At 66.5% G+C, this 13,141-nt stretch carries 11 protein-coding genes; 4 read left to right on the forward strand and 7 right to left on the reverse strand.

The features are described 5' to 3' along the window. Positions 1–93 precede the first annotated feature (93 nt). Entirely contained in the window at positions 94–1,257 is a 1,164-nt protein-coding gene (locus tag ODR01_RS06260) for an ABC transporter substrate-binding protein (protein WP_316976749.1), read from the reverse strand. Between the two features lie 267 nt (positions 1,258–1,524). On the opposite strand from ODR01_RS06260, the gene ODR01_RS06265 reads away from it, so the two are divergent. After that, positions 1,525–2,847: a phenylacetate--CoA ligase family protein gene (locus tag ODR01_RS06265; RefSeq protein WP_316976750.1), complete on the forward strand. Its 1,323-nt coding sequence runs from the start codon at positions 1,525–1,527 to the stop codon at positions 2,845–2,847. Between the two features lie 208 nt (positions 2,848–3,055). Further along, positions 3,056–3,403, forward strand: coding sequence for a hypothetical protein (locus ODR01_RS06270; RefSeq protein ID WP_316976751.1), 348 nt, complete (start codon positions 3,056–3,058; stop codon positions 3,401–3,403). A 72-nt stretch (positions 3,404–3,475) separates the two neighbouring features. On the opposite strand, the gene ODR01_RS06275 is transcribed toward ODR01_RS06270, so the two are convergent. Continuing rightward, complete coding sequence (locus ODR01_RS06275) at positions 3,476–3,721, reverse strand: YfhL family 4Fe-4S dicluster ferredoxin (protein ID WP_316976752.1); 246 nt, start codon at positions 3,719–3,721, stop codon at positions 3,476–3,478. Between the two features lie 342 nt (positions 3,722–4,063). Between ODR01_RS06275 and ODR01_RS06280 the strand changes: the two genes are divergently transcribed. Both ODR01_RS06280 and ODR01_RS06285 read left to right on the forward strand, forming a co-directional pair. Further along, positions 4,064–4,996, forward strand: coding sequence for a radical SAM protein (locus tag ODR01_RS06280; RefSeq protein ID WP_316976753.1), 933 nt, complete (start codon positions 4,064–4,066; stop codon positions 4,994–4,996). A gap of 61 nt (positions 4,997–5,057) precedes the next feature. Further along, positions 5,058–5,807, forward strand: coding sequence for an MBL fold metallo-hydrolase (locus ODR01_RS06285; RefSeq protein ID WP_316976754.1), 750 nt, complete (start codon positions 5,058–5,060; stop codon positions 5,805–5,807). A gap of 372 nt (positions 5,808–6,179) precedes the next feature. Here the strand turns inward: ODR01_RS06285 and ODR01_RS06290 are convergent, their stop codons facing one another. From ODR01_RS06290 to ODR01_RS06310, 5 genes are all read right to left on the reverse strand, one after another. Next, positions 6,180–7,334: a M20 aminoacylase family protein gene (locus ODR01_RS06290; protein WP_316976755.1), complete on the reverse strand. Its 1,155-nt coding sequence runs from the start codon at positions 7,332–7,334 to the stop codon at positions 6,180–6,182. A 126-nt stretch (positions 7,335–7,460) separates the two neighbouring features. After that, a complete protein-coding gene (gene ald / locus ODR01_RS06295) occupies positions 7,461–8,579 on the reverse strand; it encodes an alanine dehydrogenase (RefSeq protein WP_316976756.1) in 1,119 nt (372 codons plus the stop codon). Positions 8,580–8,660: 81 nt separating this feature from the next. Next, on the reverse strand, positions 8,661–9,734 hold the full coding sequence (locus ODR01_RS06300) for an ABC transporter ATP-binding protein (RefSeq protein ID WP_316976757.1): 1,074 nt from the start codon (positions 9,732–9,734) through the stop codon (positions 8,661–8,663). Continuing rightward, positions 9,731–11,956 (reverse strand): ABC transporter permease, encoded by a 2,226-nt coding sequence (locus ODR01_RS06305; protein WP_316976758.1) that lies wholly within the window; start codon positions 11,954–11,956, stop codon positions 9,731–9,733. The genes ODR01_RS06300 and ODR01_RS06305 overlap by 4 nt, the downstream gene beginning before the upstream one ends. Before the next feature lie 10 nt (positions 11,957–11,966). Continuing rightward, complete coding sequence (locus tag ODR01_RS06310; RefSeq protein WP_316976759.1) at positions 11,967–13,001, reverse strand: ABC transporter substrate-binding protein; 1,035 nt, start codon at positions 12,999–13,001, stop codon at positions 11,967–11,969. Positions 13,002–13,141 lie beyond the last annotated feature (140 nt).

Raw genomic sequence — 13,141 nt, forward strand, 5'->3', positions numbered from 1 at the left:
CACAGTGCACGGGACGCGGCGGCGAATCAAACGCGAAATCGCGCGCGCCGGGGCGGCGCGGAACGGCGCTGCCGCCGTCCCGCTTCGCCCGGTTCAGTTGACGATGGTCCAGTCGCCGCCGCGGATCTCGATCATGTGGAAGGCCGACAGGTCGAGGCCCATGTGATCGGTGGCCGACAGGTTGACGATGCCGCCGGTGCCGACGTAGCCGCTGGTCTTCTCGATCTCGGCGCGCACCTTGGCCTTGTCGGTCGATCCCGCCCGGCTGATCGCGGCCAGCGCCATCTGCAGGCCGTCGTAGGCATGGCCGCCGAAGGTCGACACCGCCTGCCCGAAGGCCTTCTCGTAGGCCTGCATGTAGGACAGGCACACCGCCTTCTGGGGATCGGCGGCCGCCAGCTTGTCGGCGACCACCAGTCCGGCCGCCGGCAGCCGCACGCCCTCGGCGGCGTCGCCGGCCAGTTCGATGAACTTCTTCGAGGCGACGCCGTGCGACTGATAAAGCGGCAGGCCGATGCCAAGCTGCTTGAAGTTGCGCGTCACGATGGCCGGACCCTGGCCGAAGCCGGGATTGAGCACCGCCTGGACGCCCGCCGTGTTCTTGATCTTGGTGAGCTGGGGCGTCATGTCGGTGTCCTTGGGGCCATAGGTCTCGTCGGCCAGGACCTGGATGCCATAGGCCGCGACCAGGCTCTTGCACTCGTCCTGCATGGACTTGCCGAAGCCGTCGGTGCCCGAGATCATGCCGATCTTCTTGAGGCCCCGTTTCTCCATGTCCTCGAAGATCTTGGCGCAGGCCATGCGGTCGGTGTGCGGGGTCTTGAACACCCACTTCTTGACCGGTTCGACGATGGCTGCGGCGCCGGCCAGCGAGATCATCGGGATCTCGGCCTTTTCCACCAGCGGCACCACGGCCATGGTGGTGCCGGTGGTCGAGCCGCCGACGATGACGTCGACGTTGTCGCTGCTGATCAGGCGCTTGACGTCGGTCTGCGCCTTCTTGGCGTCGCCGGCGTCGTCGTAGTGGACCAGTTCGACCTTGCGCCCCAGCACGCCGCCCCCGGCGTTGATCTTCTCGACGTACATCTGGAGCGTCTTGAGTTCGGGGTCTCCCAGGAAGGAGGCCGGGCCGGTGACCGACAGGAAGGTGCCGATCCGGATGGGTTCGGCGGCCAGGCCCGGAGGTGCGGAGAGCCCGGCTGTCGCCAGAATCGTCCCCGCGACCGCCAGGTCCCGCCATCGTGCGGTTGAAAACATCGTTTTTCCCCCTTTCGTGGGTTTCAGGTTAGGCAACCCTTGGCGAGCAAACGTCGCGATTGGGTCCAGACTGCCTATAAAAACCACACAAATCAAACGGGAAATACCGCCGCCGGTTGATGAACCCGGAGATCTCGATCAACCGTCTTCGATGAAGCAACCGCAAAACTCTTATGGTCTGCCGTCGCCGATTGAAATATCGTGAGCCGCCAACGCTGCCCGGACGAAGAAACATCCGGCGTGACTTTGCCTGACCGAGGAAACGTGATGACCGCGAAACCGACCGAGACGTTCATGTTCTCGCCCGAAATCGAGACCATGGCGCGCCCCCAGTTGGCCGCCCTGCAACTGGAGAAGCTGAAAAAGATCGTCCGCCACGCCTACGACAACGTGGCCCATTACCGGCAGCGCTTCGACGCCGCCGGGGTAAGCCCGGACGATCTTAAGACCCTGGACGACATCCAGCGCTTTCCCTTCACCACCAAGGACGACCTCAGGGGCCACTATCCGTTCGGCATGTTCGCGGTGCCGCGCGAGCAGGTCATTCGCGTCCATGCCTCCTCCGGCACCACCGGCAAGCCCACCGTCGTCGGCTATACCCGCGAAGACCTCGACGTGTGGTCGGAGGTGATGGCCCGCTCGCTCGCCTGCATGGGCGCCAGGCCCGGCGATTTCGTGCACAACGCCTATGGCTACGGCCTGTTCACCGGCGGCCTCGGGGCGCATTACGGGGCCGAGCGGCTGGGCTGCACGGTGACCCCGGTATCGGGGGGCAACACCGAGCGCCAGATCGTGCTGATGAAGGACTTCGAGGCCCAGGTCCTGTGCTCGACGCCGTCCTACGCGCTGCATATCGCCGAGGTTGCCGAGAAGACCGGGGTCGACATCAAGGGGGGCCCGCTTCGGGTCGGCGTCTTCGGCGCCGAGCCGTGGAGCGAGAACCTGCGCCACGAGCTGGACGCGCGCCTGGGGATCAAGGCGGTCGACATCTACGGCCTGTCCGAGATCATCGGCCCCGGCGTTGCCGCCGAGTGCATCGAGGCCCGGGCCGGCCTGCACGGCTGGGAGGACTGCTTCCTGTTCGAGGTGATCGATCCCGAGACGGGCGATCCGGTGCTGCACGGCGAACAGGGCGAACTGGTCATCACCACGCTCGCCAAATGGGCGCAGCCGATGATCCGCTATCGCACCCGCGACATCACGCGGCTCACCGACGAGCCGTGCGCCTGCGGCCGCACCCACGCGCGCATCCTCAGGGTCACCGGGCGCAACGACGACATGCTGATCATCCGCGGCGTCAACGTCTATCCCTCGCAGGTCGAGGCCCACCTGCTCGGCCTGCCGAGCATCGAGCCCCATTATCAGCTGGTCATCCAGCGCGAGGGGTCCATGGACACGATGACGGTCGAGGTGGAGGCCAAGTTGGGCGTGCCGGTCGACCAATACCCGTCCATCGCCAAAAAGGTCGCCAACCACGTCAAGGCGATGGTCGGCGTCACCTGCCGGGCCGTGGTGCTGACGCCGGGCGAGGTGCCGCGCTCGCAGGGCAAGGCGGTCCGGGTGCGCGACCTGCGCCCGAAGGCCATCTGACGAACGCGGAAGGACAGGACGGGGGCCGGCGCCGGCATGGTGCCGGCCTTCCTTTTGGGAAAAATGGAAATTGCATAAAATTTTATTGAAAATTTAGACTTAATTGTTGACAAATTTGAATCAATAAAAACGTTGACCTTTATAATAATTGAGAATAGTTTTTACATTAGAGATACTATTGTCTTCGATTTTTATCTGTAGCGATACGATGCCGCGCCCCCGCCAATTCCCCCTTCCCTCTTTTTTGCCTGTAGGGCGCGCCCGCGGGCGCCATTGTCCGCGGCCGCGGCGGGTCATCCGGCGGGCCGTCCGGCTGGCGCGTCTGCGCGCCACCCTGTCGGCGCTGGGGTTGATCGGCGTCATCGGCGCGGCGGCCGCCGGCGGCTTCTGGTTCCTGCGCGAGCCGGTACTGGCGGCGGGTGCCGATGCCCTGCTGGCGGCCGAGTCGCTGTTCATGGCCGAAGGCGCCGAGCCTTCCGCGGCGCAGCCCACGGCGCCGGCCGCCGTGGTCGAGGCCGGAACCCCCTCGCCCATCAGGGCGGTCCTCGTTCGCTAACCCGCCTCGGCCGCACGCATAAAAAAAGCCCGGCGGAGGGCCCGCCGGGCTTGATCTCGAAATTCTTGGCGATCAGGCGTGCAGCTTCTCGTAACGGGCCTGCAGCACGTCCTTCGATTCCCGGCGGTTCGGATCGGGAACGCAAGCGTCGACCGGGCACACCAGGGCGCACTGGGGCTCGTCCTCGGCGCCGACGCATTCGGTGCACTTGGCGGGGTCGATCACATAGGTGGTGTCGCCTTCGCTGATTGCTTCATTGGGGCACGATTCGACGCAGGCGTCGCAGTTCGTGCAGTCGTCGTTGATCATCAGGGCCATTTCTTGAACTCCTCGTCTTTAGTTCAGCCAACTCGAACTTCCGCTCTGCAGGGCGACGCCTGCCGCCCCCACGCGATCACCCGGGCCGTGGACCCGCGGATCCGTACTAGAGTCCGGGTTGTATACCTCCTTTTGATGCCGGGATCAACGCCCTGAACGGCGACAGCGAGGCATTCGCATTTGCGAAAAGCGGCGCGATTCCAGCAGGTTATAGACATTTTTTGAAGTATTCCGCAGATCCAGCAAGCCGTTTGACTGGACGGCGATCCGGCCCTACCTTCCAAGGGCGGCCACCGGACCGGCCGCGGTCCTGCGACAGAACAAGAAGGGGCGAGAGCGTCCATGCGCATCCGCAACGTGTTCGGGCCGGTCCCCTCGCGGCGGCTGGGGCGGTCCCTCGGCGTCGATCTGGTGCCCACCAAGGCCTGCAGCTACGACTGCATCTATTGCCAGTTGGGGCGGACCACCTTCAAGACGGTCGAGCGGCGCGAATACGTGCCGATGACCGACATCCTGATGGAGGTGGAGGAACGGCTGGCGTCGGGCGTTAAGGTCGATTTCATCACGCTTTCCGGCTCGGGCGAGCCGACGCTTCATTCGGACTGCGGCGACATCGTGCGCACGATCAAGACGCTGACCGATATTCCGGTGGCGGTGCTGACCAACAGCTCCCTGCTGGGCGATCCCCAGGTGCGCGACGAGCTGATGGCCGCCGATCTGGTTATTCCGTCACTGGACGCCGGCGACGCCGCCATGTTCGCCACCGTCAACCGGCCCCATCCCGCCGTCGATTTCACCGCCATGGTCGATGGCCTGGCCACCTTTTCGCACGCCTTTCCCGGCCGCCTGTGGCTGGAGATCTTCCTGCTCGACGACCTGACGGCGGCCGAGGACGAGGCGCGCAAGATCGCTTTTCACGCCGCCCGCGTGCGCGCCGACAAGGTGCAGATCAATACCGTGTCGCGGCCGCCGGCCGAGGTGTTCGCCAAGGCGCCGTCGCGCCAGCGGCTGGCCGAACTGGCCCCGCTGTTCGGGCCGAAGACCGAGGTGGTGTGCGGCTTTTCCGGCACCATGGAGGAGCACGAGTTTCTGGCCGGCCGGGCCCGCGTCCTCGATCTTCTGCAGGGCGGCCCGAAGACGCTGGACGATCTCGCGCACCTGAGCGGCGTCAACCGCAACGAGACGCTGAAGTACCTCGAGCTCCTGCTCAACGACGGGCTGGTCCATTCGAAGATCCGCCAGGAAATCCGCTATTTCTACTGCGAAAACCTATGAAGTTCCCGGCGGCCGGGCGACGATCCAGCGCCGCAACAAGACGCCACACGAGGAGGAATGCATGCCGGCCCACGACGTGACCATCACCGTGCTGTTCAACAACACGACCCGCGACCCCAGGCTGAAGGCGGCCCATGGTTTGTCCTGCCTGATCGAGGGGCTGTCCCGGACCGTCCTGTTCGATACCGGCGGCGACGGCGTCATCCTGCTCGACAACATGGCCGCCCTGGGCAAGGACCCGAAGGCGGTGGAGGTGGTGGTCCTCTCGCACGCCCACTGGGATCATTCGGGCGGCCTGTTCGCCTTCCTGCACCGGGCGCGCCCGGGCGTCGAGGCGTTCATTCCGCGCGCCGTCTCTTCCGTCTTTCGCGAGCACGCCGCCCTGCTGGGGGCCAAGGTCACGGTGGTCGACGGGCCGGTCGAAATCGTCAAGGGCCTTCACTCCACCGGCGAGATGGGTGGCGAACACCTGGCCGTCGATCGCCGCGAGCAGGCCCTGGTGTTCGAGGGCGAGGCCGGCGCCGCGGTGCTGACCGGCTGCGCCCATCCCGACGTCCTCGACATCGTCAGGCGGGCCAGCGAGATCGTGCCCGGGGCCATCGACGTGGTGCTGGGTGGCTTCCACCTCAAGGATTCCGAAACCGACGTCGCCGAGCGGGTGATCGACGGCCTCAAGGGGCTGGGCGTGCGCCGCATGGGGCCGTCCCACTGCACCGGCGACAAGCACACCGACGCCTTCCGCCGCGCCTGGGGCGACGGCCTGGTCGGCTTCGACGCCGGCACCACCTTCCGTCTGCGGATGGCGGCCTGACCGTTAATTTCGGGGACACCATATTTAATTCACGCATGTTCACCAAAGCCGCAGGTGAATAAAGGGGAATTAAATATGGTGTCCCCGAAATTTCCTAAATTCGCCCTCTCCGCCGCACGACGGGGGAGAGGGAGGGGACCCATCGCGCCAGCGATGGGGAGGGTGAGGTGGCGGTGCCGTTGTCGTGTTCGTGGGGGGGGATGCCCGAAATCCCACCTCACCTCCCTTGATCCGGCTCCGCTGGACCGACCCTCTCCGCCCCCAGGGGGCGGAGAGGGAGATGAGCACGGCGTCCGAGATGTGTGCATCCCGTAGCGCTTGCGCGGGAGTGACGATGAAGAATGATCCCGCCCGAGCGGAAAATGCCCTAACTCAAGCCAGCACGGTCTCGGCCAACTGCGCCCAGTAGCTGGCGCCGACCGGCAGCAGGTCGTCGTTGAAGTCGTAGCTGGCGCTGTGCAGGTTCGGCGTCTTTTCGCCCGAACCGGCCCAGATGTAGCACCCCGGCCGCCGGTTCAGCATGAACGAGAAATCCTCGGCGCCCATGGTCGGCGTCGGGTTGCGATCGACATTGGCTTCCCCGACCACGGCGTCGGCCACGCGGGCGGCGATCGCCGCCTCCGCCTCGTGGTTGAGGGTCGCCGGATAGCGGCGGACATACGTAAGCCGGGCGGTGGCGCCGTGCGCCGCCGAGATGCCGTCGGCGATGCGCCGCATGGCCGCCTCGGTGGCGTCCTGCACCTCGGTGCGGAAGGTGCGCACGGTGCCGCGCAGGGTGGCGGTTTCGGGGATGACGCCATAGGCTTCCCCGGCATGGAAATTGGTGACGGAAACGACCACCGAGTCGACCGGATGGGTGGTGCGGCTGGCGATCTTCTGGAACGCGCCGACGATCTCGGCGCCGATCGCCACCGGATCGACGCAGAGATGCGGCATCGCGCCGTGCCCGCCCCGGCCCGTGATCACCAGGTCGAAATCGTCCGAAGCCCCCATCATCGGCCCCGGCTTGACGGCGAAGGTCCCGACTTTCATGCCCGGCCAGTTGTGCATGCCATAGACGGTGTCGACCGGCAGCTTCTCGAACAGCCCGTCCTGGACCATCTCGCGGCCGCCCCCCTTGCCCTCCTCGGCCGGCTGGAAGATGAACCGCACGGTGCCCTTGAAGCGCTTGGTTTCGGCCAGATAGCGGGCGGCGCCCAGCAGCATGGTGGTGTGGCCGTCGTGGCCGCAGGCGTGCATCTTGCCGGGAACGGTCGATTTGTAGGGAAGGTCGTTGGCCTCCGTCATCGGCAGCGCGTCCATGTCGGCCCGAAGGCCGATGGCCGGACCGTCGCCGTTCCTGAGCGTGCCGACGACCCCGGTCCTGCCCAGGCCGCGATGGACCTCGATGCCGAACTCGGTCAGCTTGGCGGCGACGAAATCCGAGGTGCGCTTTTCCTCGAAGGCGATCTCGGGATGGGCGTGCAGGTCGCGGCGCCAGGCGATCATGTCGTCGTGGAAATCGGCGATGCGGTTGGTGACGGGCATATTGTTCTCCGACAGGAAGGGGCAAAAGATCGACCAAACTTAGGCGTTTTTGCCGCCACGTCCATAGGAATGCGCCGGTTTTTTGACGCCGTCCGCCGGGCTCGCGGTCTTCCCGTCGGCGGCGCCCTACGCCGCCAGCGCCTTCTCCGGTTCGACGAAGGGATAGTCGAGGGCTTCGGCGACGCCGGCGCAGGTGATCTGGCCGCGATGCACGTTGAGGCCGGACGCCAGATGCCGATCGTCGGCCAGCGCCCGCTTCACGCCCTTGTCGGCCAGCGCCGCCACGAAGGGCAGCGTCGCGTTGGTCAGCGCGAACGTCGACGAGCGGGCCACCGCGCCCGGCATGTTGGCGACGCAATAGTGGATCACGCCCCCGACGATGTAGGTGGGTTCCGCATGCGTGGTCGGCCGCGAGGTCTCGAAGCAGCCGCCCTGGTCGATGGCGACGTCGACCACCACCGAGCCCGGCGCCATGGCGCGCACCATCGCCTCGGTGACCAGCTTGGGCGCCGCCGCCCCCGGCACCAGCACGCCGCCCACCACCACATCCGCGTTCACGATGTGCGTCTCGATGGCCGCGTGGGTGGAGAAGGCCGTCTTGAGGCGCGTCCCGAACTGGTTCACCAATATTCTGAGCACGTCGATGTCGCGGTCGAGCACCACCACCTCGGCGCCCATGCCGAGGGCCACCAGCGCCGCGTTGCTGCCGACCACGCCGCCGCCCAGGATCACCACCTTCGCCGGGTCGACCCCCGGCACGCCGCCCAGCAACACCCCGCGGCCGCCCTTCTCCTTCTCCAGGCAGTGGGCCCCGGCCTGGATCGACATCCGCCCGGCCACCTCGCTCATCGGCGCCAGCAACGGCAGGCCGCCCTTGGGCGACGTCACCGTCTCGTAGGCGATGCAGGTGGCGCCGCCGGCCACCAGGTCGCGGGTCTGCTCGGCGTCGGGGGCCAGGTGCAGGTAGGTGAACAGCACCAGGTTCTCGCGCAGCCGTTTGCGTTCTTCGGCCTGGGGCTCCTTGACCTTGACGATCAGCTCGGCCTTCGCGAACACCTCTTCGGCGTCGGTGGCAATCTCGGCGCCGGCCGCCCGATAGTCGGCGTCGGCGATTCCGATGCCGACCCCCGCCCCGGTCTCGACCAGCACCGTGTGGCCCCGCGCGGTGAGCTCGCGCACGCCGGCCGGCACCAGGCCGACCCGGTACTCGTGGACCTTGATCTCCTTGGGAACGCCGATACGCATGGTTCGAAGTCCTTCCCGCTCGTGTGAAGTTGAAAGACTTTATCACGAAACCTATGCGTGCGGGAGCGTCGACGGCAGCAATCAGCCGGCGTCGCGCACCAGGTTGAGCCCGCGGTCGGTGAAGCGGATGGCCACGGTGGCGCCCTGGGGGACCGGGGAATCGAGGTCGTGGTCGATGACGAACAGCTCGCCCAGCGCGCATTCCACCGTGTATTCCAGGTGGCTGCCCAGGTAGACGGCCTTGAGCACGTTGCCCTCCAGCCCACCATTCGCCGGGCCCTCGACCAAGTGGATGGCCTCCGGCCGGATGGCCACATGGGCCGGGCCCGGTTTGGCGCCGCGGTGCGGCCGGCGGGTTTCGACGCCGCCGATCCGGAGCACCGCCTCGGCGCCCTCGACGCGCACGACTTCGGCCTCGACCAGGTTGGCGTCGCCGATGAAGTCGGCGACGAAGGCGTCGACCGGCCGCTCGTAAAGGTCGTGCGGGGTGCCGACCTGGGCGATGGCGGCGTTCCTCATGACGACGATGCGGTCCGATACCGCCAACGCCTCCGACTGGTCGTGCGTCACGTAGACGGCGGTCAGCCCCAGCTTGCGCTGGAGGTCGCGGATTTCCTCGCGCATGCGGCGTCGCAGCTTGGCGTCGAGGTTCGAAAGCGGCTCGTCGAACAGCAGCACCTGGGGTTCCAGCACCAGGGCCCGGGCCACCGCGACCCGCTGCTGCTGGCCGCCCGACAGTTCGCTCGGCATGCGCTCCTCGAACCCGTCGAGGCCGACCAGGTGCAGCCCGTCCCTCGCCTTCTCCCGCGTCGCCGCCTTGCCGAGGCCGCCGACCTCCAGGCCGTAGGCGACGTTTTCGATCACCGTCATGTGCGGGAACAGCGCATAGGACTGGAAGACCATGGCGACGTCGCGGTCGGTGGCCGGCAGCGTCGTCACGTCGGTATCGCCGATGAAGATCTTTCCCGATGTCGCCAGTTCCAGGCCGGCGATCATGCGCAGCGTCGTCGTCTTGCCGCAGCCCGAGGGGCCGAGGAAGGTGATCAGTTCCCCGGCCTCGATGGTGAAGGTCAGATCCTTGACCGCGACGACGGCGCCGAACGCCTTGGTGACGTTGCGGAACTCGACGGACGCAGCCTTTCCGGTGATCGTCATGGAATGCCAACCTCCAGGGCCGGACGACCCGCGGTCTTGATGGTGCCGCGGCGGCCGAGCTTGCGCTTGCCGACCGCCAGTTGAATTCCGGCGATCACCACCACCATGACCAGGATGAGGACCGAGGAATAGGCGATGGCCAGGCCGTAGTCGCCGTTTTCGACGCGGCCGATGATGTAGGAGGTGGCCATGTCGTAGCGGGCGCTGACCAGGAAGATGACGGCGCTGATCGCCGTCATGGCGCGCACGAAGCTGAACACGATGGCGGCGACGATGGCCGGGCGCAGCAGCGGCAGCACCACGCGGCGCAGGGTGGTGAAGCTGTTGGCCCCCAGCGTGAGGGACGACTCGTCCAGGCTCTTGTCGATCTGGCTCATGGCGGCGATGCCGGCGCGCACGCCGACCGGCATGTTGCGGAAGACGAAGCAGATGACCAGGATCGCCCCGGTCCCGGTCAGCTCGATGGGCGGCACGTTGAAGGCCAGGATGTAGGAAATGCCGATGACGGTGCCGGGAATGGCGAAGCTCAGCATGGTCCCGAACTCGAAGGCGTCCTGGCCGTGGAAGCGCTGGCGGACCAGCAGGTACGCGGTCAAGAGCCCGATGATGGCGGTCGGCACCGTCGAGACGGCCGACACCATGAGCGTCGTCGAGAACGAGTTCCAGGCGGCCCCGGCCCACACGATGCCGTGCTGGCCCCAGGCAATGCCGAAGGCCTCGATGTAGTGATCCAGCGTGAAGCTGTGATCGAACCCCCACAGCTTGACGAAGCCGCCGAACATGATCATCGCGTAGATGACGAAGGTCAGCGCCGCCCACGGCACGACGGTCCCGTAGACCATCCAGGTCAGGTTGCGCGGCAGCGTCGGGTGGACACCCGAATCGCCCTTGCCGGTCAGGGTTGTATAGGATTTGCGGCCGAGCCAGCGGCGTTGCGCGTAGAAGGCCGACAGCGTGAAACCGAGCAGCACGATGGCCAGCACGGCGGCCCGGGCCTGGTCGTTCTGGGCGCCGACGATGGCGTAGAAGGTGGACGTCGACAGCACTTCGAAATCGCCGCCCAGCACCATCGGGTTGCCGAAGTCGGCCAGGCTTTCGATGAAGCCCAGCAGGAAGGCGTTGGCCAGCCCGGGGCGGATCAGCGGCAGCGTCACCGTGGTGAAGGTCCGCCAGCGGCTGGCCCGCAGCGTCTGGGCCGCCTCTTCCATGGCCGGGCTCACCCCCTCGACGACGCCGATCAGCACCAGGAAGGCGATCGGCGTGAAGGCCAGCATCTGCGCCACCCACACCCCGACCAGGCCGTAGACCCAGCGGCTGGGCTCGATGCCGAAGGCCCACTCCATGAACACGCTGAGCGCCCCGGCGCGGCCGAAGAGAAGGATGATGGCAAGCCCGATGACGAAGGGCGGCGTGATGATCGGCAGGATGGTGAGGATGCGCAGCATCCCCTTGGCCGGGATGCCGGTGCGCGTCACCGCCAGCGCGAAGGCCAGCCCGAGGACGGCGGTGCCCACCCCGACCATGATGGCCAGCCCCAGCGAGTTCCAGGCGATGCCGCAATTGACGCTGGCGGTCAGGCAGCCGACCCCCCACAGGTCGCGCGACAGCAGCTTGGTGACGAACGACGCCGGGGCGAAGGCGCCCTCGTTGTCCTGGACGGCGCTGATCAGGATGCGCGACACCGGGAAGAAGATGAAGGCGACGACCAGGGCGACGATCAGCGCGATCGAGCCGACCACGAAGACGTCGCCGTTGACGGCGCCCTTGGCGGCGATGCCCTGCGACAGCAGGAACAGGAAGGCGGCGGAAACGAAGAGCGCCCCATAGCCCATGCCGAACTGGCGCACCTCGATGGGGCCGAACCCGGCCTCCATGAAACTCCAACTCCAGCCGTGGAGTCCGACGGCGAAGCCCTGCATCAGGGCGTAGGCCAATCCCAGGCCGCCGGCCGCCAGCAGGACGGCGGCATAGAGCGGATCGGTCTTGCGGCGCGTGAGGATGGCGGCGGGCGCCAGCAGGAAAAGGCCGATCGGCAGCAGCCATGGCCGATCGGCCAGCAGGCCGGCGAACAGCGCCGGGGCGTAGCCGACGTCGAAAATGTAGCCGTCGAGCCAGGCGAAACTCCAGAACCCGTCGTCTATGGCGTACCAGGGCAGCACGGCGAAGCCGGCCCAGCCCACGGCAAGCCATAGGACGACGGGTCTGTTGGCCTTTGGGATCAAGATCGGGGCCTTACCGCGGCAGGTCCTTGACCTCGGCGTCCCACTTGGCGAGCAGCCGCTTGCGCTCCTCCGACGAGCCGTACTTGGCGAAGTCGTAGTTGATGAGCTTGATCTGCTCCATCTTCGGCGCCTGCGGCGGCGGCGTCACGCTGGCGTTCGACGGCACCTGATAGGCCTTGGCCTTGGTCATCAGCTTCTGCGATTCGGGGCCCAGCGCCCAATCGTAGAACTTCTTGGCCGATTCCAGATTGCGGGCGCCCTTGATGATGCTCATCGAGCCGATCTCGAAGCCGGTGCCCTCGCAGGGGGCCACCGCCTTGACCGGGAAGCCCTCGACCGCCTGCGTCACCACGTCGTGCAGGAAGGTGATGCCGATGGCCGTCTCGCCGTGTGCCGCCGCCTTGATGGGGGCGGAGCCCGACTTGGTGTACTGGTTGATGTTCTTGTGCAGGGCCTTCAAGTAGTCGAACGCCTTCGCTTCGCCCCAGATCTGCACCAGGGTGGCCAGCGTGGTGTAGGACGTGCCCGAGGAATGGGGATTGGCGATCTGCACTTCGCCCTTGTATTCCGGCTTGGTCAGGTCGGCCCAGCACTTGGGCTCGGACAGCTTCTTCTTGGCCAGGAACGCCGGGTCATAGCCGAATCCCAGGGCGCCCATGTAGACGCCCACGGTCCGGTACTTGGCCTGCTCGGCCTGCTGGCGGGCCCACGGGTGCAGCTTTTCCAGCATCGGCGACTTGTATTCCAGCGTCAGCCCTTCCTCGGCCGCCTGCAGGTGCGGATCGCCGGTGCCGCCCCACCACACGTCGCCCTTCGGATTGTCCTTCTCCGCCTTGACCTGGGCGAAGGTCTCGCCCGAACTCTTGCGGGTCATCGCCACTTCGATGCCGGTGGCTTTCTGGAACTCCTCGATGACCAGCTGGCACCATTCGATCTGCGGGCTGCAATAGAGCGTCAGCTTGCCGGCGGCGCCGGCTTGCGTCGTCGGCATCATGGCCGCCGCGATCAAGGCGGCGGTTCCTGCAAGATGGAATCTTCCCTTCATCTCCCGTCCTCCTGTTGTCTCACCCTGTATGCGCTTCGTCGTCGTCACGCGGGGAACGGCCGGTTCCGGCTCTTGTCGCGCGTGCGAATTGCTATTATCTCCGTTGCCTTTCAGAAAATGTATTCTATTCTGGCAAAAAT

The sequence above is a fragment of the Shumkonia mesophila genome, assembly GCF_026163695.1.
Taxonomy (GTDB): Bacteria; Pseudomonadota; Alphaproteobacteria; order Rhodospirillales; family Shumkoniaceae; genus Shumkonia; species Shumkonia mesophila.

Bases quoted from the DNA above. Each gene is read 5' to 3' on its own strand.
- ODR01_RS06290 (WP_316976755.1), bottom strand. From the start codon at position 7,334: ATGCCCGTCACCAACCGCATCGCCGATTTCCACGACGACATGATCGCC.
- ODR01_RS06310 (WP_316976759.1), bottom strand. From the start codon at position 13,001: ATGAAGGGAAGATTCCATCTTGCAGGAACCGCCGCCTTGATCGCGGCG.
- ODR01_RS06270 (WP_316976751.1), top strand. From the start codon at position 3,056: ATGCCGCGCCCCCGCCAATTCCCCCTTCCCTCTTTTTTGCCTGTAGGG.
- ODR01_RS06285 (WP_316976754.1), top strand. From the start codon at position 5,058: ATGCCGGCCCACGACGTGACCATCACCGTGCTGTTCAACAACACGACC.
- ald (WP_316976756.1), bottom strand. From the start codon at position 8,579: ATGCGTATCGGCGTTCCCAAGGAGATCAAGGTCCACGAGTACCGGGTC.
- ODR01_RS06275 (WP_316976752.1), bottom strand. From the start codon at position 3,721: ATGGCCCTGATGATCAACGACGACTGCACGAACTGCGACGCCTGCGTC.
- ODR01_RS06265 (WP_316976750.1), top strand. From the start codon at position 1,525: ATGACCGCGAAACCGACCGAGACGTTCATGTTCTCGCCCGAAATCGAG.
- ODR01_RS06300 (WP_316976757.1), bottom strand. From the start codon at position 9,734: ATGACGATCACCGGAAAGGCTGCGTCCGTCGAGTTCCGCAACGTCACC.
- ODR01_RS06260 (WP_316976749.1), bottom strand. From the start codon at position 1,257: ATGTTTTCAACCGCACGATGGCGGGACCTGGCGGTCGCGGGGACGATT.
- ODR01_RS06280 (WP_316976753.1), top strand. From the start codon at position 4,064: ATGCGCATCCGCAACGTGTTCGGGCCGGTCCCCTCGCGGCGGCTGGGG.